The organism is uncultured Endozoicomonas sp. (assembly GCF_947495845.1).
GTDB lineage: Bacteria > Pseudomonadota > Gammaproteobacteria > Pseudomonadales > Endozoicomonadaceae > Endozoicomonas.
Map to the genome: position 1 here is coordinate 76,740 of NZ_CANMAO010000007.1, position 23,594 is coordinate 100,333.

The 23,594-nt window shown below is 46.7% G+C and carries 21 protein-coding genes and 4 tRNA genes; 16 read left to right on the plus strand and 9 right to left on the minus strand.

Annotation, left to right across the window (positions count from 1 at the left end; all coding sequences use genetic code 11):
- Positions 1–46: 46 nt before the first annotated feature.
- The 5 genes from ychF to Q1B11_RS07360 all read left to right on the plus strand — a co-directional run bounded on the left by ychF (position 47) and on the right by Q1B11_RS07360 (position 2,029).
- Positions 47–1,138 carry a redox-regulated ATPase YchF gene (gene ychF / locus Q1B11_RS07340; RefSeq protein ID WP_299729910.1) on the plus strand — a complete coding sequence of 364 codons (1,092 nt, stop codon included), beginning with the start codon at positions 47–49 and terminating at the stop codon, positions 1,136–1,138.
- Between the two features lie 371 nt (positions 1,139–1,509).
- Positions 1,510–1,586 (plus strand) — tRNA-Met (locus tag Q1B11_RS07345).
- A 98-nt stretch (positions 1,587–1,684) separates the two neighbouring features.
- Positions 1,685–1,759: transfer RNA gene (locus Q1B11_RS07350), tRNA-Gln, on the plus strand.
- An 85-nt stretch (positions 1,760–1,844) separates the two neighbouring features.
- A tRNA-Met gene (locus Q1B11_RS07355) sits at positions 1,845–1,921 on the plus strand.
- 33 nt (positions 1,922–1,954) lie between these two features.
- Positions 1,955–2,029, plus strand: a tRNA-Gln gene (locus tag Q1B11_RS07360).
- Between the two features lie 78 nt (positions 2,030–2,107).
- On the opposite strand, the gene Q1B11_RS07365 is transcribed toward Q1B11_RS07360, so the two are convergent.
- Both Q1B11_RS07365 and Q1B11_RS07370 read right to left on the minus strand, forming a co-directional pair.
- Positions 2,108–3,322 (minus strand): membrane dipeptidase, encoded by a 1,215-nt coding sequence (locus Q1B11_RS07365; protein ID WP_299729913.1) that lies wholly within the window; start codon positions 3,320–3,322, stop codon positions 2,108–2,110.
- An 88-nt stretch (positions 3,323–3,410) separates the two neighbouring features.
- A complete protein-coding gene (locus Q1B11_RS07370; RefSeq protein ID WP_299729916.1) occupies positions 3,411–3,896 on the minus strand; it encodes an Lrp/AsnC family transcriptional regulator in 486 nt (161 codons plus the stop codon).
- 353 nt (positions 3,897–4,249) lie between these two features.
- Between Q1B11_RS07370 and Q1B11_RS07375 the strand changes: the two genes are divergently transcribed.
- The 3 genes from Q1B11_RS07375 (at position 4,250) to brnQ (ending at position 8,040) form a co-directional block, all read left to right on the plus strand.
- Positions 4,250–5,026: a TSUP family transporter gene (locus Q1B11_RS07375; protein WP_299729919.1), complete on the plus strand. Its 777-nt coding sequence runs from the start codon at positions 4,250–4,252 to the stop codon at positions 5,024–5,026.
- A gap of 42 nt (positions 5,027–5,068) precedes the next feature.
- The gene (gene cls / locus Q1B11_RS07380; protein ID WP_299729922.1) at positions 5,069–6,532 is read left to right on the plus strand and encodes a cardiolipin synthase; all 1,464 of its coding nucleotides are present in this window, start codon (positions 5,069–5,071) and stop codon (positions 6,530–6,532) included.
- A gap of 176 nt (positions 6,533–6,708) precedes the next feature.
- Positions 6,709–8,040 carry a branched-chain amino acid transport system II carrier protein gene (gene brnQ, locus Q1B11_RS07385; protein ID WP_299729925.1) on the plus strand — a complete coding sequence of 444 codons (1,332 nt, stop codon included), beginning with the start codon at positions 6,709–6,711 and terminating at the stop codon, positions 8,038–8,040.
- 47 nt (positions 8,041–8,087) lie between these two features.
- On the opposite strand, the gene Q1B11_RS07390 is transcribed toward brnQ, so the two are convergent.
- Positions 8,088–8,381: a PA4642 family protein gene (locus tag Q1B11_RS07390; protein WP_299729928.1), complete on the minus strand. Its 294-nt coding sequence runs from the start codon at positions 8,379–8,381 to the stop codon at positions 8,088–8,090.
- A 311-nt stretch (positions 8,382–8,692) separates the two neighbouring features.
- Here Q1B11_RS07390 and Q1B11_RS07395 point away from each other — a divergent pair, with 311 nt between their 5' ends.
- Positions 8,693–10,744, plus strand: a complete 2,052-nt coding sequence (locus tag Q1B11_RS07395) for a hypothetical protein (RefSeq protein ID WP_299729932.1) — start codon at positions 8,693–8,695, stop codon at positions 10,742–10,744.
- Between the two features lie 55 nt (positions 10,745–10,799).
- On the opposite strand, the gene Q1B11_RS07400 is transcribed toward Q1B11_RS07395, so the two are convergent.
- Complete coding sequence (locus tag Q1B11_RS07400; protein WP_299729935.1) at positions 10,800–11,357, minus strand: hypoxanthine-guanine phosphoribosyltransferase; 558 nt, start codon at positions 11,355–11,357, stop codon at positions 10,800–10,802.
- Between the two features lie 320 nt (positions 11,358–11,677).
- Here Q1B11_RS07400 and upp point away from each other — a divergent pair, with 320 nt between their 5' ends.
- Both upp and Q1B11_RS07410 read left to right on the plus strand, forming a co-directional pair.
- Positions 11,678–12,304: a uracil phosphoribosyltransferase gene (gene upp, locus Q1B11_RS07405; protein WP_067519679.1), complete on the plus strand. Its 627-nt coding sequence runs from the start codon at positions 11,678–11,680 to the stop codon at positions 12,302–12,304.
- Between the two features lie 37 nt (positions 12,305–12,341).
- A complete protein-coding gene (locus Q1B11_RS07410) occupies positions 12,342–13,616 on the plus strand; it encodes a uracil-xanthine permease family protein (RefSeq protein ID WP_299729938.1) in 1,275 nt (424 codons plus the stop codon).
- Positions 13,617–13,668: 52 nt separating this feature from the next.
- Here Q1B11_RS07410 and Q1B11_RS07415 read toward each other — a convergent pair whose 3' ends face one another.
- Both Q1B11_RS07415 and Q1B11_RS07420 read right to left on the minus strand, forming a co-directional pair.
- Positions 13,669–13,998 carry an STAS domain-containing protein gene (locus Q1B11_RS07415; protein WP_299729941.1) on the minus strand — a complete coding sequence of 110 codons (330 nt, stop codon included), beginning with the start codon at positions 13,996–13,998 and terminating at the stop codon, positions 13,669–13,671.
- 116 nt (positions 13,999–14,114) lie between these two features.
- Positions 14,115–15,599, minus strand: coding sequence for a PhoPQ-activated protein PqaA family protein (locus Q1B11_RS07420; RefSeq protein ID WP_299729944.1), 1,485 nt, complete (start codon positions 15,597–15,599; stop codon positions 14,115–14,117).
- Between the two features lie 105 nt (positions 15,600–15,704).
- Here Q1B11_RS07420 and Q1B11_RS07425 point away from each other — a divergent pair, with 105 nt between their 5' ends.
- The 3 genes from Q1B11_RS07425 to Q1B11_RS07435 all read left to right on the plus strand — a co-directional run bounded on the left by Q1B11_RS07425 (position 15,705) and on the right by Q1B11_RS07435 (position 19,072).
- On the plus strand, positions 15,705–16,727 hold the full coding sequence (locus tag Q1B11_RS07425) for a beta-eliminating lyase-related protein (protein ID WP_299729947.1): 1,023 nt from the start codon (positions 15,705–15,707) through the stop codon (positions 16,725–16,727).
- Positions 16,728–16,828: 101 nt separating this feature from the next.
- Positions 16,829–18,253 carry a Na+/H+ antiporter NhaC gene (nhaC, locus tag Q1B11_RS07430; protein WP_299729950.1) on the plus strand — a complete coding sequence of 475 codons (1,425 nt, stop codon included), beginning with the start codon at positions 16,829–16,831 and terminating at the stop codon, positions 18,251–18,253.
- A 339-nt stretch (positions 18,254–18,592) separates the two neighbouring features.
- Positions 18,593–19,072 (plus strand): hypothetical protein, encoded by a 480-nt coding sequence (locus Q1B11_RS07435; RefSeq protein WP_299729953.1) that lies wholly within the window; start codon positions 18,593–18,595, stop codon positions 19,070–19,072.
- Positions 19,073–19,144: 72 nt separating this feature from the next.
- On the opposite strand, the gene Q1B11_RS07440 is transcribed toward Q1B11_RS07435, so the two are convergent.
- Together Q1B11_RS07440 and Q1B11_RS07445 are read right to left on the minus strand one after the other, a co-directional pair.
- Entirely contained in the window at positions 19,145–19,732 is a 588-nt protein-coding gene (locus Q1B11_RS07440; RefSeq protein WP_366139443.1) for a FlgO family outer membrane protein, read from the minus strand.
- A 36-nt stretch (positions 19,733–19,768) separates the two neighbouring features.
- Positions 19,769–20,701 carry a phospholipase A gene (locus tag Q1B11_RS07445; protein ID WP_299729956.1) on the minus strand — a complete coding sequence of 311 codons (933 nt, stop codon included), beginning with the start codon at positions 20,699–20,701 and terminating at the stop codon, positions 19,769–19,771.
- Positions 20,702–21,186: 485 nt separating this feature from the next.
- Between Q1B11_RS07445 and Q1B11_RS07450 the strand changes: the two genes are divergently transcribed.
- Complete coding sequence (locus Q1B11_RS07450; protein WP_299729959.1) at positions 21,187–21,312, plus strand: hypothetical protein; 126 nt, start codon at positions 21,187–21,189, stop codon at positions 21,310–21,312.
- A gap of 24 nt (positions 21,313–21,336) precedes the next feature.
- Positions 21,337–23,010 carry a hypothetical protein gene (locus Q1B11_RS07455; RefSeq protein ID WP_299729962.1) on the plus strand — a complete coding sequence of 558 codons (1,674 nt, stop codon included), beginning with the start codon at positions 21,337–21,339 and terminating at the stop codon, positions 23,008–23,010.
- Positions 23,011–23,170: 160 nt separating this feature from the next.
- On the opposite strand, the gene Q1B11_RS07460 is transcribed toward Q1B11_RS07455, so the two are convergent.
- On the minus strand, positions 23,171–23,590 hold the full coding sequence (locus Q1B11_RS07460) for a nuclear transport factor 2 family protein (protein ID WP_299729965.1): 420 nt from the start codon (positions 23,588–23,590) through the stop codon (positions 23,171–23,173).
- Positions 23,591–23,594: the final 4 nt, after the last annotated feature.

Below are 23,594 nucleotides of genomic sequence, written 5' to 3' on the forward strand. Positions count from 1 at the left end.
TATAATTCGCACCCATTAACTATTTTCAGGAACGAGCAGAAACGCTATGGGCTTCAAATGCGGCATCGTTGGACTGCCAAACGTTGGTAAATCCACGCTTTTTAATGCCTTGACCAAGGCAGGTATTGATGCGGAAAACTTCCCGTTCTGCACCATTGAACCCAATGCGGGTGTTGTGGCCATGCCCGATCCGCGTCTGGATAAGCTGGCGGCCATCGTCAAGCCGCAGCGCGTGCTGCCCACAACCATGGAGTTTGTGGATATTGCCGGGTTGGTGGAAGGTGCCTCTAAAGGTGAAGGTCTTGGTAACAAATTCCTGGCAAATATTCGTGAAACCGACGCAATCGCCCACGTTGTTCGCTGTTTTGTGAACGATAATGTGATTCACGTCGCCAATAAGATTGACCCTAAGGCTGATATTGAAATCATCAATATGGAGCTGGTTCTGGCGGATCTGGAAAGCTGTGAAAAGCAGCTGCAGCGCGTGGTTCGTTCTGCTAAAGGTGGCGATAAAGAAGCGGTTGCTCAGAAAGCGCTGCTGGAAAAAGTGATCCCTCACCTGGAAGAAGGTAATCCTGTTCGCTCTCTGGAGATGAGTGATGACGAGCGCAAACTGGTTCGTTTGTTTCACCTGCTGACCATTAAGCCAACCATGTACATTGCTAACGTGGATGAAGATGGTTTCGAAGATAACGAGTACCTGGACACCGTTCGTGCCATTGCTGAGCAGGAAGGCGCTGTTGTTGTGCCTATCTGCAATAAGCTGGAATCAGAAATCGCAGAGCTGGACGATGAAGAGCGAGCGGAGTTTCTGGCGGATCTGGGCATGGAAGAGCCGGGGCTGGATCGTGTGATTCGTGCCGGTTACGAATTGCTTGGCTTACAAACCTACTTTACTGCTGGCGTGAAAGAAGTTCGTGCCTGGACCGTAAAAGTGGGCGCGACCGCACCTCAGGCTGCCGGCGTGATCCATACGGATTTCGAGCGTGGTTTTATTCGTGCAGAAGTCACCGGCTATGATGATTTCATCCAGTTCAATGGTGAGCAGGGTGCGAAAGAAGCAGGACGACTGAGAGTGGAAGGCAAGGCTTACATCGTGAAAGATGGCGATGTGATGCACTTCCTGTTTAACGTCTAAGAGCTGATTCGTCTCTGTAGAAAAGGCACGAATTACCGTGCCTTTTCTGTTTCTGGCCGGTTTCCAGAATAGAAGGCGATGGGTTTATATACCAAGAGAGTGTAAGTGAAGGTTATATAATACCAATTCTGTTTTTAAATTATGGGTTGCGCAGCCATTTCGACCGACTGGGTCAGCGTTGAAGTTCCTCGCCATAGATACTACCCGAGGGCATAAAGGCTATGACTCGTCGCTTCGCCTTTATGCCCTTTAGGGTATTGCCCAGTCGCTCACAATGACTTGCTCACTCCACAATTTTAAAACGACATTGGTATAAGCAATTTGCTTGACAGTTCTCGATGAAATCACTAAAGTGCGCACCATCTTTCGACGGCTAGGTAGCTCAGTTGGTTAGAGCACAGCACTCATAATGCTGGGGTCGGCAGTTCGAATCTGCCCCTAGCTACCATGTTCTTTTTATTCGCACTCTTGTTATAAAGAGGTGGGTGAAATGAGATGGTTGCGAAAACGCTATTTCCTATAGTAGCATCGAAAGCGCTTCTCAGCTGGGGTGTCGCCAAGCGGTAAGGCATCAGGTTTTGATCCTGACATGCGGGGGTTCGAATCCCTCCACCCCAGCCAAATCTCTGATTGTTGTGATGAAATTAGGTTGATCTTACTGATTGACAGATGATGGTTGAATCATGACAATAGCGATCCGGTTTGTGGCTAGGTAGCTCAGTTGGTTAGAGCACAGCACTCATAATGCTGGGGTCGGCAGTTCGAATCTGCCCCTAGCTACCATTATTCCGGTTTTATTTGCTTATCAAAAGCAATTGGGGTGTCGCCAAGCGGTAAGGCATCAGGTTTTGATCCTGACATGCGGGGGTTCGAATCCCTCCACCCCAGCCATTTTCTAAAAGCCTTTCTGAGATTTCAGGAAGGCTTTTTTTTTGGTTTTTTGTTTGATTTTATTTTGAATAACGTTCATCAAAAATGATTTTTTGGGAGCTGTTTAAGCAGAAAGGCCTGAAGGTTTCCGCCCATGACTTTACGGATTTCTGTTTCCGTAAAACCCTGTTTAATCATCAAGTCAGTCAACACTGCAAGTTCTGAGGCGTCGATACTCACGCGAGTGCTGCCATCAAAATCGGAGCCCAATGCGATATGATCTTCCCCCGCCAGATCGATGGCGTAGCGTAAAGTTTTGACAATACCTTCTGGTGTTATGTCGCAAATCGCATCCCAAAAACCAATGCCGATTAAGCCGCCTTTGTCTGCTACACGCTTGATCAGATGATCCGAAATATTCCGGGGTGAATCGCAGGTGCCCAGTAGGCCGGTGTGAGAAATCACTACGGGTCGTGTGGCCAGCTTCAACACTTCATCCACCACCGATTCTGAGGAGTGTGCCAGATCAACAATTAGCTCCATCTCCTCCATTTTTGCCAATGCCCGTCGGCCAAATAAACTCAGACGAGAACCGCTGACGCCGTGCAGTGAGCCCCCAAGGTGGTTATCAAAAAAATGGTGCAGACCAATCATTCGATAACCGGCGTCGTATAATTTCTGAAGCTTGTCTAAATCACCTTCCAGGGCATGTGCGCCCTCAATGGCAAGCAGTCCGGCTACCTGCTGGCTGCCTCCAGCTCTGTTTTTTAACGTCTCTTTAAGGTCTTGTTGGTAACGGATGATGTTCAGTTCGTCTGGATGGGCTTGTTCTATTTTTTCCAGCTTTTCTGCCTGATAAACAGCTCGTTGATATAAGCTGGTCCATGTGGTGACAGGCCAGGCTTGGGCAAAAGCGAGTAAGGTAATGTTGTCGATGGCGTCGCTGTCATTGCGGCTATAGTTTTGACCCCTTGGGGATTTGGTCACCGCTGCAAAGGTCTGAATAGCCACATTGCCTTCCCGGAGTCTGGGCAGGTCAACGTGTCCATAGTTGTGTCGTTTGGTGATGTCCCGGTTCCATAACAGACTGTCTGCATGAAGATCGCCGATCACTAACTGCTGGTGAAGTTTTTCAGCTGCTTTTGAAATGTTATAGGGAGTGTGAGGTGCCACTTGGTTCATTCCCTGCTCGATGGTGGGAGGAGCGAAGATCCACGTTAATATTATGGCGGAAGCGACAAACAGAGCGGTGATACGGGAGGCAAGGCGCCAGATGCTGGCAGGTTGGCGAAGATCTGTGGCTTTTTTTTCCATGTCTCAACTATGTACGTCTGATTATTATTATGTTGGACGACAGTGTAACAGCATCTTGGCGTAACAGCATCTTGGCGGCCTATCTTTGTCAGAGTGATTTTTTATGTAAATGGTTTAACGGCAGTGCTGTTTTGCGAATGGGCTGTCGCAGTACAAAGCTGGAATGTACGCCGGTAACGCCGGCAATCCGGGTGATTTTATTGAGCAAAAAATCCTGATAGTAGTTCATGTCCGGCACCATTACCTTCACCATGTAGTCAGCAGACTGTCCGGTGATCAGCAGGCATTCAATGACTTCGTCGTAATCATTAATGGTGCTTTCAAATGCGGCAAATCGTTCGGGTGTGTGCCTGTCCATGCTGATGTGGATCAGAACAAATAAGCTTAATCCAAGCTTCTCCGAGTTTAATAGAGTAACTCTTCCGGTAATCAAACCCAGTTCTTCGAGATGCCTGACTCGCCGCAGGCAGGGTGAGGGAGTCAGTCCAATGCGATCTGCCAGATCTTGATTGCTGATACTGGCATCAGCCTGAAGCTCTTGGAGTATTCGAATATCATAGCGATCGAGATTCATGGTTTAAGATTTCACAAATTATTATTTACTTGGAATATTATTGCTCAAAAAGCTCAAATTTGCCATAAACTCGCAATCATCTGCTAGCCAGTTCTTTATATACTATTTCTGTCGCCACAAGTGACGGTGAAGCATCAGGGTTATAAACCATGATGAACAGATATTCCGAACCAGGAGTGCTGTGCAGAAACCCACAAGGTTGAGCAGGATGATCATTCAGAGGCATCAACAGGCTAGGTGTTGGTTAACCTCGAGCAGATTTGCAAGCCGCTGATTATTGGGAGATGGTCAGCGGTTTTTGTTATATAGTACCCCCTCTTCACTATCCGCTCTCATTTCTGCAGGGACTCACCTTGGACGCGACCATCACTCTGGACCTCGTTGTCTTTCTGTTTGCCGTGGCAACGGCTGCCGGTTTTGTTGATGCTATTGCTGGTGGAGGCGGGATGATTACGGTTCCGGCTTTGTTGGCTGCGGGCTTATCACCGGTTCAGGCGTTGGCAACCAATAAACTACAGGGTACCGGCGGAACGCTTTCTGCCAGTTATTATTTTATCTCCCGCAAGGCGGTCAATCTCAAAGATCTGCGTTTGCCCATTGCCATGACGTTTGTGGGCAGTGTGTTGGGTACCGTCTTGGTGCAGCGGATTGATGCCGGCATTCTGGAGCAGCTGATTCCCTTTTTTCTTATTGGTATCGTGTTGTACTTTCTGTTTTCGCCAAAGCTGGGGGCGGAGCAATCGGACGGGTTGATTTCCCTGACGCTTTTCTCTTTTACTGCCGCTGTGGGTATTGGTTTTTATGATGGTTTCTTCGGACCCGGCACCGGTTCATTTTTTACCGTGGCCTTTGTGGGTTTGTTGGGATTCTCAATGACTAAAGCCACAGCCAATACCAAAGTGTTGAATTGCACCAGCAATGTTGCGTCGCTGCTGTTTTTCATTATTGGAGGGCAGGTTGTGTGGGTCGTTGGCTTGGTGATGATGCTTGGGCAGGTGCTTGGTGCTCGACTGGGCTCAAGATTGGTGTTGAGTCGTGGTCAGACGTTGATTCGCCCGATGATTGTGGTGGTTTCGCTGGTGATGACGGGAAAACTGCTCTGGGAAAATTATGGACATTTGCTGCACTAAGCGACATCTTTAATTCATCCGTTGTCGCTTAGGCTGAAAAATATGGAGCCCACTTGGTTTAGCTGGTTGTTTGGCGCAGTCTATTTCAGTGCCATTGTCGTGTTTGCCGTTGTTGTGATTATGACACGACGGCCGGTTGGGGTATCTCTTGCCTGGCTGGTGCTTCTGGTCGCATTGCCAGTTGCGGGCTTTGTTCTCTATGTTTTGTTTGGCTCTCCCCGGCTGGGTGCCCGGCGCTTGAAGCGCATGCGTTCGTTGTACCCCGGCTACGCTCAGTGGTACCACCATCTTTCTCGAATTGTTTCCGTGAATAAGGCAGCCAGCCAGCCTGTTTCTCCTCACAATGCCATTTTCTCTCTGGCCGAAAAAAGCAGCATTCCCCTGTTGCCGGGAAATCAGCTCAAGCTGTTTTCCGAATATGGGGAGATCATTGATCAGTTGTTACTGGATATTGAAAACGCCAGGCATAGCCTGGTTCTGGAATTTTATATTTGGGAACCCACGGGGCGCGCTAAAGAGGTGGCAGAAGCGGTGATCAGCGCTTCACGCCGTGGCATTGATTGCGTGGTGGTGCTGGATAATGTCGGCAGTCGTGGTTTTCTCAACGGGTTGTGGGCGCGGCGCTTCCGGGTTGAAGGTGTCAGTGTGACCGCTTCTATGTCAGTCGGGCCTTTGGGTATGTTGGTGGAACGAATCGATATTCGAAATCACCGAAAAATTTTGGTGGTGGATGATCGAATAGCATGGACTGGCAGTTTTAATCTGGTAGACCCTTCGTTGTTCAAACAAGATGCCCGGGTTGGACAATGGATTGATGCCATGGTGAGAATCGAGGGTGTCGCTGCCCATGTGCTGGGCGCTATTGTGCAGTGGGATAAAGCCTTGGAAACCGGAGCAGAACATCCCTCGTTTAACCGGGAGTATGAATACCCTTCTCAGAAGGATCAGGCTAGAAAAGGTGCCTGCCTGCACGTATTGCCATCAGGCCCGGATGTGGATCGGGAGATGCTGCATCAGATACTGCTGACGGCTATTTATGAAAGTGAGGAAGAACTTCTGATTAGTACACCTTACTTTGTGCCCGATGATGCGCTGCTCACCGCACTGAAATCGGCGGCCATGCGAGGGGTGGATGTTCAGGTTCTGGTGCCGGAACGAAATGATTCTCGTATGGTGCATCATGCCAGTCGCTCCTATTATCAGGAACTATTGCAGGCAGGGGTTCGGATTCAGCAGTTTCGAGGCGGCCTTCTCCATACCAAATGTGTGTTGGTGGATCGCAAAACTGCGTTGTTTGGCACGGTGAATCTCGATATGCGCAGTGTCTGGCTGAATTACGAAGTCACGATGATTATCTACGACAGCGTCTTTGGTGAGGCTATTTTTGACGTGCTTCACTCGTATATGAATGGTGCGGAGGAAGTAAATATCAAGGCTTGGGTTAAACGACCCTTTCGGCTTAAGTTGCTGGAAAATACGATGCAGTTACTGAGCCCTCTGCTTTAAATAGATGAAATAAACAAAAACATGCATCTTTCTTGGTATTTATTCTCTAAATATCTTTTTTTACATAAGAAAATCTAATTATTTCAGAGCTGTAGTGGAAAACCCTCATTGGTCAATCTTCCTGATTGTGGAATAAATGTGCTCTGTTTCTCACTATTACCTTCAGGGGGCTGGTTTTGTCGCAGACTTTAAAAACTACAGACATCATGGCGACAGGCTTGATGACGTTCGCGCTGTTTCTTGGCGCGGGTAATATTATCTTTCCGCCCTTTCTTGGTTACATGGCCGGAACCGAGTTAGTGTCGGCGATTATGGGTTTTCTGCTGACCGGTGTCGGCTTACCTCTGCTGGGTGTTCTGGCTTGTGCCAGAGTTGGCGGCGGACTGGAGAAACTTACCGCGGTATTCCCTGAGAAAATGGCGCTTATTTTTGCGGTAGTGCTGTTTCTTGCCATTGGCCCGTTGTTTGCTGCGCCAAGAACTGCAGTGGTTTCCTACGAACTGGGCTTGTTGCCGTTTATTGGTGAATCGAGCGGGCTGTCTCTGGCGTTATTCTCCCTCGGATTTTTTGCGGTAGCGCTGTATCTGGCGTTATTTCCTGGCCGCCTGCTGGAAACGGTGGGTAAACTCATCACGCCAATGCTGGTAGCGGTTCTGGCGCTGATTGCCATTGGTGCCTTTATGTTTCCTCAAGGGGAAGCGGGTATCGCGACAGAATCCATGATTCAGCAGGGCTTCTTTAATGGTTTCCGGGAAGGTTATCAGACCATGGATACACTGGGCGCATTGGTGTTTGGTGTGGTGATTATTAATGCGATTCATAGCAAAGGTGTGACTGAATCGAAGCAAGTGGCTCGCTATACCTTTATTGCCGGTTTGATTGCGGCGGTTGGGTTGTCATTGGTTTATCTGGTGTTGGGTTATATTGGCTCTACCAGTCATTCTCTTATCGCACAGCCTCAAAACGGTGCTGAGATCATCAGTCTGTTTGTGAATGCGGTATTTGGTGTTTGGGGCAAAGCGGTATTGGCGATTACGGTGATTCTGGCTTGCTTGACCACAGCGGTTGGTTTGCTCAGTGCCTGCGGAGAATATTTCTCTCGAGTAATGCCTGCGTTGAGTTATCGGGGCTGGGTGGTGGTTTGTGCTCTGGCCAGTGCCTTGATTGCCAATGTCGGTTTGAATACGTTGCTAACCGTTACCATTCCAGCACTGCTGATTATCTATCCAATCGCGATAGCCCTGATTCTGGTGACGTTGCTGAAACCGCTGCTGACCATGCCAGGAAGGGTAATGCTGTTTGTTTTGGCACCGGTTGGTTTGATCAGCCTGATTGAAGGTTTGCATGCGGCTGGTGTGGCGTTTGTTAATCCTGCCTACCAGTTGCTGGCTTATTTGCCACTGCAGGCAGAAGGGCTGGTATGGCTGATGCCGGGTGTGCTGGGTGGTGTTCTGGGGGTTTTGGCTTCTCGCAATACAGCCATCACTGCAGAGCCGGTTCAGGGGTAAGCTAAGGCGGCCTTGGAGCAAAACTCTTAGGCCGCTTTTTTGTTGGTTCACGCAGCGCTAGCTTGATTCAAAACCTCAAGGTAAGGCTGTGCATTGCTGTGTTTTGAGATGATGGCTTTGAGTGTTGAACCGGAATCATCTGTGGCGCTCAGATCGAATCCCGCCTCAAGAAAAAAAGGCACAAACCGGGCGAAGTCATCACTTCTCAGGTGTCTGTAAGCTCTCAGCAGGATATGATGATCACGGCTTTCACCTTTTGGTGGTTGCAGGGTCAGCAGCATTTTTAAACGATCATCGCTCAGCTCTTCGCCTATGACCTTTTTCTTGTCTTTTTTCATCATTTAGCCTGTCTGTTAATGACTCTTTCCTAAGGTGTATTTTACTTAGGTGTGGGAGATCGTATAGAGATTCCATAGGCAATTTTTATCTTAAGTTAAATGATTTGCTTATAAGGTACACCTTGTTGTCTCGGTAAAGATTAGCCAAATAGGGTGAGAGGACGTTTTTTTGACGCAGCGAAAAAATAAAGTAATAACAATTGTTTGTGTTTTTTTTAAAAGGAGTAAGTTGAGTGGTCTGACTTAATGGGCAGCCTTTATTTGAGGTGTCTAGTATATAGCTATGAATAACAAAAGGATTTGAGGTGTTAGTTATGGTTGGTAAAGTAGGTGGGCAAGGACCGAATCCAGTTAAGGTTTCTGACGTTGGAAACAATGGAGAAACAACAGCCAAAAATGGTGTTAAATCACATTCTCCCGGCAGTACATTTATCCCCGGTGATAGTAATAAAACAAAATCCACTTCGCTGTTCAAGAGGATTGTCGTTGCGCTCCACCTGGACGCCATTCTTCCGAGCCTAAAATCATCTTCCAGAAAAAACTGGGCTCCCCTTGATGCTGAGTTTAAGAGTGAGGTGCTTCGAAGCGTTGCGGGTGATATTAAGAAAATCGATATAGCACAGAATATAGATATTTATGATGCTGGTGTTAATGATTTAAATAAACTTAAGGGCAGAAAAGAAACTCTGAAATCTGAGATTGCTGGCTTTAAGGATCAATATCCGGGGTTAAAGAGTTTTTTAAATAAGGTGGCATCGGGTTATCCGTTTGTATCAGGTAGTACAGTTTATAAATTGGATAATGATAGAGGGATTATTAAAGATAAGATAAAAGGTGGGACTTTTGATACTCGAAGCGGTGTAGCTGTGGAGTATGCTCTTAATATTCAGAAAGAAAGTGAAGAATATAAAAAGTATTCGGAGAATAAGAGCGAGTTGATTGGGGTAAGAGGAAAGATTGAAAAAACTCAAAAAGAACTTGCTTCACTCAAACAGAATATTGTTAATGCCGGTAGGGAAGGCCAGAAAGAGTTAAGAAATGTATTAAAGGAAGGTGCTAAGGCTAAACGCAACCTCGGTGTGCAGGAAGTAAAAGATAATTATTCCAAAAAGAAACATGAGTTGCAAAATAATGCCTCTACTATGCGTAAGGATCGGCACACTGAACATGCAGCTCTTAAAGCAGAACTTGAAGCTAATAAAATAAAGCTAGAAACTGTTAAAACTAATCTGAATAAAGCTAAGAGGAACTTGGGTCAGCAGAGCACAACTCTGGGAAAAGCGTCTAAATGGCTTGCTAAAAAAGCAATGAGTAGCAACGAAAAAGAGGTGTCGTTCAGAGGAAAAGAAGAAAGTAAGACTATTGCTGATGAGAGTATAGCTGCTGTAACTCGCGAAATCACTTCATTGAAAATAATGCGAGATTCTCTGAAAGAATATATATCTAATATAGAGCGGAAGCTCCAAAATGGTCCTGAGTTGACAGGAGCGCTACGGGATTATAAAGATGAAAGAGACAGGGCGCTTGAAGAATTGGAGAAAAATTACAGAGCTGACAAAGTGAAACATAAGGAAGTGTTAAAACAGCAGCGTCCTGATTTGGAAAAAGCTTTTCACAGAACTCAAGAGTCCGTTTCGGATAGGGTTTCCGAAACCGGATCAGTACCTGATGATATCTCTTATGAGTCCATGCCCGCTGGTGCTGCAGTAGTGATCGGTTTATTAGAGAGTACTGATGGTTATGAAACTATTGAAGCTTTTAAACAAGATGTTTCAAGGCTTGACTCTCAGGAACTGGATTTAGTTGAAAGCTACTTACAGGATAACTACAGTACAGATGATAATTACGTGGAGGACATGCTTGATGTGGTCATAGGGCAAAAGTTTAAGTTCTTCGAGTCGGAAAATAATCAGCAAAGTTATCGCTCGCGATCCGCATCTGTAGATTCTGGGGATTCTGGTTATGTTGGGAGTGAGTCAGGTTCATCAGCCAAGTCTGGCGACAGAATGGCACTCAAATTTTGGGAGTTAAATAGTGGAACGCTTGGTGATTCTAAACTTGCGGGGGTATCTGGGCCTGTCAGTGTGGATGCAGATACCATGGTCTCTGACGCAAAGGTAGATGAGCTGTTTCGAAAGTTAAGTAGTGATCGCAGTTTTGATGTATCAAAATGGGAAGCAGAACTGGAGAAATTGACTGAAAGCGAGCTGAAAGATGTGCTAGAACAGCTGGCGGCATATTACGATAACGGCAAGCTGTCGAGGTCAAATGTAGAGAAGTTTAAAATGAATACACACGAGCTTGCTCAGTTGAAAACTTTCGCTGAGAAACAGTTACATATTAAGGACGGCGGTAATTGGGTTTGAAGCTTTAGTTTTCTGGAATAAAAAAACGCCGAAATCCGGCGTTTTTTATGATTGGTCAGTGACCTTTCAGAGCATAAATGCCATTAGCATTCCGCCAGTAACCTTGATAATCCAGCCCATAACCAAAGATATAACGATCTTCAATTTCCAGGCCAGTAAAGTCTGCCGTTAACCCCGGGCGGGCTTTGCGATCATGGTTCTTATCAACCAGAACGGCCGTAAGTACTTCCGCAGCGCCTTCTTCCTTACAGAAGTCAGCAATGGCATCCAGAGTGTGACCTTCATCGAGAATATCGTCGACGATCAGGACGGTGCGATCTTTAATCGACTGAATCGGGCGAACTTTCCACTCAAGGCGGCCACCGGTCAGCTGGTCGCGGTAGCGGGTAGCGTGCACATAAGACGCTTCCAGTGGGAACTGCAAGTGGGTTAACAGCTTACCGGTAATCACCAGGCCGCCATTCATGACACAGAATACCAGAGGGTTGCTGTCAGCCAGTTTGCTGGTAATGGCGGTACCCATGTTGGTAATCGCCGCTTCGATCTGCTGCTCGTTGTAGAGACAGTCGGCTTCATCCATCACTTGCCGGATATGGTCGAGATCAACAGACATGTTGGGAAATCCTGATCGTTATTTGCGGAAAACCAAGAAAAATACCTTATCCGACAGTCATTGGGCAAGTGAAAGGTGTCACAGCTTTACGGTGATAAAAACCTATGGGCAGATGGATAAAGCTGTGGGAAAATAAGAAAGTTTACGCTGTGTTCGCAGATGGATAGCGATTGATCACATTCAGATGAGTTTTAAAATCATACCCATGTTCATTTCTCATGGGTATTGAAATCTTTCGAATGGCCATTTGCCCGGCAGGCAGCTTAAGCCAATTTATTCAGATTCTATTCAGTTTCAATTTTCCACCGTTGAGGTCTTCCATGAGCGTTCAGGAAATCAAGCATCCACTGGTACAACACAAGCTGGGCATCATGCGTTCCCATGATATCAGTACCAAAGGTTTCCGGACCCTGGCCAGTGAAGTTGGCAGCTTACTGACTTATGAGGCGACCAAAGACCTGGAAATGGAAGACACTGTCATTGATGGCTGGAATGGCCCGGTTACGGTTCAGCAGATCAAAGGCAAGAAAATCACCATCGTTCCTATTCTTCGTGCCGGTATCGGTATGATGGATGGCGTTCTGGATATGATTCCGAACGCCAAAGTCAGCGTGGTGGGTTTATATCGTGATGAAGAAACCCTTGAGCCAGTGCCTTATTTTGAAAAACTGGTCAGCAATATCGACGAGCGTATTGCCCTGATTCTGGACCCAATGCTGGCTACCGGCGGTTCTATGCTGGCAACGATTGAAATGCTGAAAAAGGCGGGCTGCAAAGAAATTCGCTGCCTGGTTTTGGTGGCTGCGCCGGAAGGCATCGAGAAAATTCGTTCTGCCCACCCGGATGTGAAAATCTTTACGGCATCTGTCGATCAGGGCCTGAATGAAAACGGTTATATTATCCCGGGCTTAGGTGACGCCGGTGATAAGATTTTTGGTACTAAATAAACAAGAGCAATAGAGAATTCCAAAAATGGATAAAACAATGGAACCTGACAATTTAATGGATGAAATGTCCACCTGGCGACAGGCATTGATGGGTGGACAAATGCTGTTCGTGGCTTTTGGTGCGCTGGTTTTGGTGCCACTGCTGACAGGTTTAGATGCCAGCGTCGCCTTTTTTACTGCCGGTGTGGGAACGCTGATTTTTCAGTTGGTGACTAAACGACAAGTGCCTGTTTTTCTGGCGTCCTCTTTTGCCTTTATTGCTCCCATCACGCTCAGTATTCAATCCTGGGGGCTGCCAGCCACCATGGGCGGCATTATGGCGGCGGGTGTGCTTTATGCTGCGTTAAGTGTTCTGGTTCGGTTACGTGGTTCCGGTATTCTCTATCGCTTATTTCCACCTGTGGTGGTTGGCCCTGTGATCATGGTGATTGGCCTTGGTTTGGCGCCTGTGGCTGTTGGCATGGCAACGTCTGGCATAGAAGGGGTGGTCTCTGCTGATCAGGCTCTGTTATTGGCGACACTCTCACTACTGACGACATTGTTTGTTGCTACCATGGCGGGCGGAATTCTTAAACTGATTCCTATCCTCTGCGGTATTGCTGTTGGTTATATTGCGGCCATGATGATGGGCGTCGTGGATTTTCAGCCAATGCTGGATCGTCCCTGGTTAGCCATGCCAAATTTTGTCACCCCCGAGTTTAATTGGAATGCAGTGCTTTACATGATCCCTGTGGCCATCGCACCGGCGATCGAGCACATTGGCGATATGCTGGCGATCAGCTCTGTTACGGGTAAGAAGTATCTGGAAAAGCCGGGCCTTAAAAACACGTTGTTGGGTGATGGCTTGGCAACCACTGCTGCAGGCATGCTGGGTGGACCACCGAATACCACGTATTCCGAAGTCACCGGTGCAGTGATGCTGACCAAGGCATACAACCCGAAAGTAATGACCTGGGCAGCGGTGATTGCCATTGCTGTTGCCTTCATTGGCAAGGTTGGTGGCTTTCTCGCGACGATTCCGGTACCGGTGATGGGCGGTATTATGATGTTGCTGTTCGGTTCTATTGCGGTAGTGGGTTTGAGTACGTTGATCAAGGCGAAAGTGGATCTGAGTATTCCAAGAAACCTTGTGATTGTTTCTATTGTGCTGGTGTTTGGTATTGGCAATATGGGCTTAACGTTTGGTGAGTTTTCACTAAAGGGCGTGAGTCTCTGCGCACTGACGGCTGTTCTCTTGAACCTCCTGCTTCCGCACCAATCGGGTGAAGATCGCTATCAGTCCACTGAAGTTGGTAAGGAAGAAACCGTCTAACGGTTTTGCCGTTTTTTAATCAGCTATAAAGGTCAATCAGCGACAAAGATACTCAGGCAGAAAATTGCTCTGCCTGAGTATGCATTTGAATAAAGTGGGTAACACCACTGATTTCCATTAAATCAGCCACTTCATCCCGCACATTCTGCAAAGAAAGATAATAGTTTCCTGCCATCTCAACCTGAGATTGAAACAGTAGCTTTAACCCGTCCCCGTTAATGCTGATCAGATTGGCGCAGTCAATGACGATCTGGCGTGATTCCAGCTTTGTGGCATTACTTAGTGCATTTTCCATCAAGTGGATGTTATTGCTGTCCAAATGACCTTCGACTTTCAACAGAGTAAAGTCTCCCTGGCTTTCAATCTGAATGGCTAACTCCATACTGCTGTCTCCATAGCATTCATACTAATGGGCAATAGCCTACAGAGAGGAGAAATTGCTTTGCATAACAAGGTGGTTATCTAGCCTGACAAAATGCTTTGTCAGGCTACTCAGCATCATCGACTTGACGATGTTGGGTACCGGTCTGGCTGTACAAACACTCTGGTTGTGAACACCAAATCCGCGTAAGGGGCATTGTCAAAGTGCAGCTCAATGAAGCTGGCTGACCAGCCTGTGTCCGGTTCTGGTATGTCTGTCGAGCTCTTGCAGGCGTTTTGCTGGCAGATCATGTGGATGGGGCTTCGACGAAAGTCTGATAGGTTTTCGATGGATGGAATTCGGCGAAAGTCTCTGTCCGTTGCATTGGTTGCTTGCCAGAGCCAGGCTGCTTTGGGGGCTTGTGATGATGTCAGAGTAAGCTGATGCCCTTGCAAATCCCATTCAATGTCAGGAAGCACTCGACCTTCAACGATCGCACCATAAAAAGACTCCGTAATATCAGTAACGAGATCTTCATTGTCCCGAACAATATAGTGCCCTTGATTTGGCAGAACTCGCATCCATTTTTTGCCCGGTAGCTCCCCAAAAGACAGTTTGCTGTTGTCTGGTGGCGTAAATTCATCACCAGAAGCGGAGACGATGTACTTGGGTATGCTCAGCGCATCGCGATACTGGAAAGGGTCAATCATGGCGATAAGTTGCTGCATTTCGGATTCCGAAGAGGTGTCTCGCAAAGGAAGATGCAGGTAAGCAGAGACAGCCGGGTTGCCCTCCGGATAAACATTCAGCAGGTGTTTGATCGTTTCCCCTAAGTTCAGGAAATCAGCAACCATAGGGATGATGGCAGTTACACGTTTGTCTTGAGAGGCAGTCAGAGACGCAGTCCAGCCTCTTTTGGAGCCACCTTCGAGGACAAAACCGTTAATCGTGATGTCGTGAATAGCCAAGATTGCTTCGATGGCATCCATGGCAGCAATCACTGCTTTGGCCATGGGCATGTGGAGTGGCCAGCTGCTATCAGGCTCTGGTTTTACCAGAAACTGCCCCCAGGAAAATGACACCAGGTTGTCTTCCCTGAGATGGGAGGAGTGAGGGAACTTCAGGTACTGGTTGGGAATATCTTTAAGGTCAATCACAATAGACTGGGTTCTGGCGGCGATACGGGCAAAATCAATAATGTCGCCTTGATGATGTTGTTGACCTTTTGTTCGAGGGTGACTAATGCCGCCATTAATCACCAGTAATGCGCGATCAGATATAACGGTTTCTGGTTTGTAGATCGTTAATCGATGCTGCCACAAGGGGGAGTCTGGTGCATATTGAGGATCAGGTTCCCAGCTCAGCGACGATAGATCCGCATGGAGAATCGAGACATCCCGATCCTGACCGTCAACATTCACAACCTGGAAAGTATTGCGAATAATTTTCCAGCCGGACTCCGGCTCCTCCTTCAGCAGGTAACAAGGGAGTCGGTGTTCGAGGTGTGTTGTTAACCATGATGCGTCGCAACGGGAAGGCACTTCTCGAAGGGTGCTCTCTGAGGCAGAAATCGCAGTGGTGCACAGGAATAAATAAGTGATCAACAGGCGAATTGGTTTCATTTGCCTAACTTCTTAATATTTATGGTCTGCTAAAAATAGCTGATATTCTCCGGTTTGCCCTGAGACTGCATACGCAAATTTCTCTCAATGAACAGGAAAATGAACATGGCTCGCTCTTTTACCAGTGACAATGCTTCCGGAGTTTCACCCGAGGTGATGGAGGCATTGGTCGCCGCCAATGATGGTCATGCCGGGCCTTATGGTGGTGATCAGCTCACTCGGGAAGCGACTGAAATGGTCGTGGCAGCACTGGGAAAACCGGCAGATCTGTTTTTTGTTTATAACGGAACCGGTGCTAACACGCTCTGCGCCAAAGCATTGTTGCGAAGTATTGATAGTATTATTTGTGCGGATACGTCTCACATGATCACCAATGAAGTGGGGGCACCGGTGAATGCCACCGGAAGCCGGATGATAACGGTGCCGTCCACTCACGGAAAAATCACGCCTGAGCAAATACGCAAAGCCTTTCATGATGAAAGCTGGTGGGGGCCTCACGCTACTCGTCCTCGTATGGTGAGTATCTCCCAGTCTACAGAACTTGGTACTGTTTATACCCTTGCAGAAATGGCAGACATAAAAAGCACCTGTGAGGCGCTGGGTTTGATTCTGCACGTCGATGGTTGCCGTCTCTATAACGTCGCAGTTGCACTGGATTGCTCACTCTCTGATATTTGCCAGTATATTGATGTGCTGTCTCTGGGTGGCACCAAAAATGGTTTAATGTTTGGCGAAGCGGTGGTGTTTTTTGATCAGACTTTGTCAGATGGCTTTGGGCATATCCGCAAGCAAGGTTTGCAACTGTACTCAAAAATGCGTTTTATCAGTGCTCAGTTCAAAGCACTGTTTACGGATGACCTCTGGAAACGCAATGCCATGCAAGCGAATCGAACCATGAAGCTACTGGCTGACGGATTACAACCGTTACCAGGCATTGAGCTGATGCACCCGGTGGAAACTAATCAGGCATTTTTCACTATGCCAGAAGATCTGGCAGATCAACTGATGGCTATCTGTGCGTTCAACCTTGCCGGGCCAGAAAAAGGAACCTATCGTATGGTGACCTCGTTTGATACGACGGAAGAGGATGTTCTGACGTTTATTGAAGCCGCTAAAAGGATTGTGTAGTTTATTTGATCAATAATCTGTACAGCATTTATTCGTGCAGTAATCGGTATTACCCATTAATATTAGTGGCTATGTTTAAAAGATAATAAAGGAATATCAGCGTGAGCCAACCCGCACAAACTGCCGTCTCAGGGAGTGAGCCCGGCTTTTTTCAAGCGTTTATTACGCTGTTTTCCATTATTACTGTGATTGGTGTTGGTTTGTTCTGGTTGCAAACCAGCCTTCATAGCCTGATTCTTATTTCGCTGCTGATTGCATCTCTCAGTGCTTTCAAACTGGGGTTTGATTTTCGAGCCATTCGTGATGCCATGAATGGTGGTATCAGCGGCGCGTTACCTGCGATTTATATTTTTATTTTGATTGGTGTCTTGATTGCAGCACTGATTCAAAGTGGCACGTTGGCAACCCTGATTTATTACGGTATTGAGTTTGTCAGCCCGGCTATTTTTCTACCGGCAGGATTACTGCTGTGCAGCTTTATGTCTCTGGCCACAGGCACCAGCTGGGGAACGGTTGGTACCATCGGCGTTGTGCTGATGGGCATTGGTATGGCCATGGGCATACCGGCACCTTTGATTGCTGGTATGGTCATTTCCGGTGCCTGTTTTGGCGATAAAATGTCGCCCGTCTCCGACACCACAAACTTAGCCTCCATGACCACCAAAGTGGATCTTTACGATCATATTCACGGAATGTTGTATACCACTGGCCCTGCTTATTTATTGGCGCTGATTCTGTTTTCGTTTGTCGGCATGAACTATGCCGAAAGCCTGTTGCCTGTCGATCAATTGGCTGCGATGCAATCAGCATTGCGTGAAACTTTTTCTATCAGCCTGTTAACGCTTTTGCCCTTACTGGTGATGCTGGGTCTTAGCATGGCTCGGGTAGCGGCTGAACCCAGTATGATGGCGTCGTCTATTGTGGCGGTCATACTGGCCTTGTTTCTTCAGGGACAAGAACTGTCGACAGTGCTAAACAGTTTGTTCAGTGGTGGCAGTATTAAGACGGGTTTGGACAGTCTGGATTCCCTGATGGGTCGTGGCGGTATTTCCTCCATGATGTGGACACTGTCTCTGTCCCTGATGGCATTGGCGCTTGGCGGCATTCTTGAACGAGGTCACTTCCTGAGAGTGTTAATCTCCACACTGCTGCTGAAAGTGAAACGGGCTTCGAGTCTTGTTGCATCGACGATTATTGCCTGCTTTGCCGGCAACATGACCATGGGCGAAGCGTATATGTCCATTATTCTGGGTGGGCAATTATTCAGTGATGCGTACGATGAAAAGGGTGTGGACAGAAGAGTGCTGTCTCGCTCCCTTGAAGAAGGCGCAACGCTGACGACAGCTCTGGTTCCCTGGACGACAGGCGGTGCTTTTTTTGCATCGACCCTTGGCGTTGCGGTTATTGATTATGCGCCCTGGGCATTGCTGAACTGGGTGAGCCCGGTGCTTTCTATTCTGTTTGCTGTACTTGGAATTGGTATGTTTCGAAAAGTGGCCGGAAAAGTTCAAGCAAAGGCAGTATAGCCCATACAGTTATCTCCCATGTTCTGAGGTTGTGAAACCCCATGCACCTTTTTCCCATGCTGGCGCAAGCCAGATGCGGGAAAACAATTCTGCTTGTGTATTGGGCATTTCATGTCAGTCTTTTTTGTTCTGTGAAATGGCCGCCACAACAGGTCCTGCGTAGATCAACTGAGACTGTTTCTGCAGCTCTCCTCCGTTTTTTTTTAGCCGAACAATAAAGTCCCTCGTTAAGTCTTCGTTCATATCAACTCAGTAACATGAATGTGTTCTGGTTTGCTCAAAAAACATAACCAAAGCCTTTTAAAGTCCAAAAATCCTGCAACAACATAGGAAGGTCCATTGAACTTACTGAAATTAGCTTTTGTCACTTTTGTTCTCGCCACATCATCTATTGTCCTGGCTGAATCGGCCCCCTGGCATTTTGATGAAACCGGTTTTTATGGTGATCCACTGCTCATGAGCCCGGGCGATACACCTTACTACCTCAGATCCTGTGAGGGGTGCTCAGCATCCATTGGCTTACTCAGGAACAGAGAAACGCTCAAGAAAGAGTTCTACATCACATTTTATGGGCTTAACCCGAAGTCAGGCGACTATGTTGAGGTAAAAATAGGGGACAGTGTGGTAGAGCACAAGCTAACCCATAATCCCGGAGTCGGCTTAATGATTGATAATTCAGATAAGCTGTTTGAAGCCATGAAAAACATGGAGATGATACAATTCGGAATCCAGAATGCTGATCAGAATCTGGTGCTTTTCCGAATCTATCCGGACCAGGGGCGTCAGGAAATTTTAGACTGGTTCAAGGCCACTTCCTGATGCATTAAAGGGAGGGTCTGAAAAACATATAGCCCCGTCATTCCTATGAAGGCAGGGATGACGGTCTTCACATTAGTATTTTTTCCGATTGCGCACCAACATACGAATGTCGGCGTCCAGAGGTATTTGAAAATCAGTAGTTGCAACCACTCGCTTCGAACGGATATCAATCATTCGTGCACTGATGTATACAGTATTACTACCCACTGCATAGGTTCCTGTGACAACAGCATCTGCATTGTAAGCTTTGCTCAGATTATCCAGGCTTCTTGAAAGACTGAATTCACCCGCATTGTGCTGGCTGATAAAAACACTATTCTTCATCTTGATTTCGATTAGGTTATAACCAATATCTGACATAGCTGACGAGAGTTGTTCACCCAGTACCCGACCAAGCGTTGTGGTTTTACTCAGATGATTGATGTCTGCAAGGCTGGTCGATAAAATCGTAGCGCTTACCGGAAGCTCATCCTTGATTATGCGCCTTGGGCTTTGTTGAACTGGGTGAGCCTGGTGCTTTCTATTCTGTTTCCTGTGCTTGGAGTTGGTATGTTTCGAAAAGCAACTGGTAAAACTGAGGTGAACATGGTTTAGTGGGCAGTTTTTAAAAAACGACCTTATTGCTAGAGGCGTTTTCCGTTGACCGTAAAAGCTGTTCAGTTTGTGCTTTTACGGATAACGGATAACGGATAACGATTAAAGCCAGTCCGTCAACATAACACCAATGCCAATGCGATTGGTGCTGGCGTCATAATCAATCAGGCTTTCTCCATAGCCATTAAAATACTGAACATAGCCTCTGAAACGCTCGTTGATTGGAAATGACCAATTAAGCTGTACCGCGCCCTTATTATCTTTACGCAGGTTGTTTCTGAGCAGGATGCCAAGGTTGTGCTCATTGAGCTGATAACCAAAGTGCAGTTCGCCATAGCCCATGTATTTTTCGATATTTGGATTATCATCCCCTTTTGAGCTGTTTTCTTCATTCTTATCCGATTCAGGGATTCGCCACCAGGGTTTGAGAGCCAACACCATGTTGTCTCTGGAAAACACAAACTGGGTGTAGATTCGGTTCCAACTGCGTGAGAGATCGCCGCTCCGACCGTTGGACTGATGAGAAATACCGGGGATGATGGCTTTCAGATCAAAACCAAACAGTTGGTAATTGGTGGGCAGCACAATAAAGGCTTCCGGTTCGTGATTGGTTTCTCGAAATGGAGCTGAGTTGCTGTTGTAAGCCTGCCACCAGGAAGTGTTGGTGTAGGCTACATAAACATCGCCATAACCGTTAAACACGCCTTCTGCCAGCGGTGCTTTAAAACTGAACTGGAACTTGATTTCAGTATTGGAGAAGTCATCCGTACTGTCTAACCCAAAGGGCGCTTCGTTCGGGGTGTCATTGTAGGAGATTGGCAGGATGTAATTGGGTTTGTGGGGTGTGATGGCAAAACGATTACCGCGGGTTTCTTTCTCTTCCTGCACACGGTTGGCCAGAACGTTAGATCCTTCATGGCTGCTCTCGTTGGTGTTGTCACAACGCCGTTTTATTTCGCCAATCGTCAGCGTGTTGTCGCCTTCTTTTAGCTGTCGAAGCAGGCACTCGTCTTGGGTTTCAGCCAGTGCTGACATTGAATATAAGCTCAATGCCAGAAGGGTAAGGGTGCTGCCGGATCCTCGAAGGGCTGTTTTCAAAGCTATTTTCAAGAAAGTATTCTTCCTAAGCCGTGAGTTGGAAAATGAGTTTATAACGCAATGGGACTGACTTAAAGCTCTAACCCTTGGCAGCTAAGGACTCGCCCGGAAAGAAAATCGATTATAAAAAAGTCGTAACTATTTGGTGAAACCATTCTGTTTTCCCAATTCCCAAGGGCTACAGCGAAATAGAATAAAAGTTAATCTCCCTGCAGCCCTTGGGAATTAAGGAACTATATGGTTTCAGCAAATAGTTGCAAGAATTCAATCCAATAAACTTTCTTCCGAGCGAGCCATGAAGTAGCCAAGAGTTCTTCTCCCTTGTGGATGATTGCCGTCGCCAATGTGTGCAAACTGAAAGTGATGACCTCAAATTTTTCCATAACAGCTACACCAAGTGCAGAGTTCGGGATTTGCCTCCCATGAAAACAGGAGGAATCTATGTATCAGGCGTCTTCTGGCTACAGGGATACGGTGTGATGAGTGTGGTAGTTTTGGGCGTGGGAACTTTTTTGATGAACGATGATCCTTATTTAGGTAGTTTCTGAATTTAGAGAAGGATATTGACTCCAATGACTCCACTACAGCCGTCAAATCGCTATGGTTCAACATTGGACAATTCGAATTCTATAGGGCCGGCAGAAAACGCTGCGGTAAGTGCTTTGGGCGCTTGCGACCATAAGCGCGAAGATTCGAAGCCCTGGAAAGGCCGGTTCGTTCGACATAAGTTTTCTTATAGTGGACCTGTATTTAAAAAGGCCTATTGTAATTATAAATGTCAGTCTTTGAGTACAGAGGTTGCTCCTTCGGTGAAAACACATGAAGGGTGTAATCCTTTGCATGAAACGGTGTTGCGAAGAGACATGCAGAAAGTTGAAGAACTGACCGCATCAGATTCTCAGGATATAAATTGTATAACTGGTCGAATTGTAGACCATTTCAGACCTGGCAATACCTACCTGGGATCTGAGATGACGCCATTGCAGCTCATTATCTACTATGGTGATGATGCGTTATTAGACGTGTTTTTGTCAGCAGCGAAAAAAGTAGGAAAAGAGGTTAACTTCGATCACAAGTTTTACAGCTATCAGGTAGGAGGTGGTAGGTATAATACAGCTCTTGCCATGGTCGCAAAAAACAAAGATTACGATATGATTCAAACCCTTGTATCGAATGGCTTTGACCTTTCCGGGGCGTTGGTGGCCATGTCAGACGAGTTCGATTTGTGGGGGGAGTCGGGCTTTATAGCGGCGCTATTTAATAGCGGCATTTTGCCGGGTCAAATGGTAGATGATGTTCCTCTTCTTTTAAAGGTTGCTCGCTCTTGCAAGGAGGGGATACCTGCTGATTGTCTGAGGCTGTTCTACGAAACAGCAAAAGAAAAGGATGCCTTGGAAGCAGTGTTTATTAGGAATAGAGACAAAGATAAATCACAAAATACCTTTGAATATTATGCGGCCCAAAAAAATGAGACGGGACTAACCAAGTTGCTGAGTTTTCTGGAAACAGAAAATGTCGATTTTTTGAGCAAGTGTCTCAATTCTACGGATGATCAAGGCCAAACACTGCTACACCTTCTTTGCCGGAATTTTCACTATAGCTGGCCATATCAAAAACATGACCCTGCAGAGCTTTCTGAAACGGTAAGAATGACGGCCAGACTCCTCTTATACGAGGAGTTCAGTACTGATTTAATCTTGAAAAAAACGGAATACGGTTCAACAGCGATTGATCTTTTACATGGAAATTGTGAGAAGGAGTACGCAGGGAATTATGTATTTCCTGAAGATCACCAGATACAGATGGTTAGAATGATTGCCCCACCCCATGAAGAAGCTGTGAATTTGTGTAATAAGGCAGTGGGAATATGTACTGAATTATTAGCAGAAAATGATGAACAAGCCCAGACTATAAGTGTGGCCAAGAACAAGCTTAAAGAAATCGGTGAATCTTTTAAGTTAAGAGTACCCATTGTCAGGAAACATGTGTGTAGCAATATTTTATTTGCCCCTGTGCTTAAGGAGGCAGATGGATCTGAGGGATTCAGGCTGATGGGAATGCATCACAATGTGTTCATTGCGTTAGCAGGATTATCTAGTGCTTTGCCTAAAAAACATGCGGAAAAAATAACCGTTATCAAGAGTGCAGCAGAGGATCTTGTTCTCCAAATAGATGAATTTGAACAGCAGTTTGGGTGCCCTGAAGATAGCCTTGACTCAGGTTCCTCTGGCTTTGGAACAGGGTAATGAACAGAAACGATGGCTGAGGGTTTGGTTATGTACAGCGCTGTACGAAAGAAATATGGCTGTATAAGCGCAAAGTAAAGTGCATCCAAGCCCAATAGCCTATAACGATGTTATGGCTTGATTATCAAGGGACAGGCTATGGATTTCCAGCTTAGGCTTTTTAGCCTGAAAAAACATGCATTGGCGAAACGTGCAGATGGTTGATTAGCCAACGATCCTTCTGGTTTGTGAAGAGGTGAGTAGCTCGCAGGGATTGATCTTCAAAAACCACTTCATCCTCAATCTGGCGCTGGGTCGAGAGTACCCAAAGGCTGGTAGAAAGGATTTGTTGCTGGTTGGCGAAGAGTTTCTCAACTCGGAAGTTCACCGAATCAATATCGAACTGATCAAATAGCTCTTGATAGTGCAGGCTTAGTTGTTCGGCGGTCGTCAGTGTCTCGCCTTCTGAATGCCAGACGAGCAGGTCCGGCTCCCGGGCATAATGTTCAAGTAATGCGCTCAGGTCTTTGCTGCAGTAATTCTGAGCCATCTCAGAGAAGCATTGATCAACGAAGGTGCTTGCCAGATCAAGGTCAGCCATGCCG

Coding starts and splice junctions, on each gene's coding strand:
- Q1B11_RS07400 (WP_299729935.1), bottom strand. CDS start 11,357: ATGTCTGTTGATCTCGACCATATCCGGCAAGTGATGGATGAAGCCGAC.
- Q1B11_RS07455 (WP_299729962.1), top strand. CDS start 21,337: ATGACTCCACTACAGCCGTCAAATCGCTATGGTTCAACATTGGACAAT.
- Q1B11_RS07395 (WP_299729932.1), top strand. CDS start 8,693: ATGGTTGGTAAAGTAGGTGGGCAAGGACCGAATCCAGTTAAGGTTTCT.
- upp (WP_067519679.1), top strand. CDS start 11,678: ATGAGCGTTCAGGAAATCAAGCATCCACTGGTACAACACAAGCTGGGC.
- Q1B11_RS07410 (WP_299729938.1), top strand. CDS start 12,342: ATGGAACCTGACAATTTAATGGATGAAATGTCCACCTGGCGACAGGCA.
- Q1B11_RS07365 (WP_299729913.1), bottom strand. CDS start 3,322: ATGGAAAAAAAAGCCACAGATCTTCGCCAACCTGCCAGCATCTGGCGC.
- cls (WP_299729922.1), top strand. CDS start 5,069: ATGGAGCCCACTTGGTTTAGCTGGTTGTTTGGCGCAGTCTATTTCAGT.
- Q1B11_RS07415 (WP_299729941.1), bottom strand. CDS start 13,998: ATGGAGTTAGCCATTCAGATTGAAAGCCAGGGAGACTTTACTCTGTTG.
- Q1B11_RS07460 (WP_299729965.1), bottom strand. CDS start 23,590: ATGGCTGACCTTGATCTGGCAAGCACCTTCGTTGATCAATGCTTCTCT.
- Q1B11_RS07420 (WP_299729944.1), bottom strand. CDS start 15,599: ATGAAACCAATTCGCCTGTTGATCACTTATTTATTCCTGTGCACCACT.
- Q1B11_RS07425 (WP_299729947.1), top strand. CDS start 15,705: ATGGCTCGCTCTTTTACCAGTGACAATGCTTCCGGAGTTTCACCCGAG.
- Q1B11_RS07450 (WP_299729959.1), top strand. CDS start 21,187: ATGAAAACAGGAGGAATCTATGTATCAGGCGTCTTCTGGCTACAGGGA.
- Q1B11_RS07445 (WP_299729956.1), bottom strand. CDS start 20,701: ATGTCAGCACTGGCTGAAACCCAAGACGAGTGCCTGCTTCGACAGCTA.
- ychF (WP_299729910.1), top strand. CDS start 47: ATGGGCTTCAAATGCGGCATCGTTGGACTGCCAAACGTTGGTAAATCC.
- Q1B11_RS07370 (WP_299729916.1), bottom strand. CDS start 3,896: ATGAATCTCGATCGCTATGATATTCGAATACTCCAAGAGCTTCAGGCT.
- Q1B11_RS07390 (WP_299729928.1), bottom strand. CDS start 8,381: ATGATGAAAAAAGACAAGAAAAAGGTCATAGGCGAAGAGCTGAGCGAT.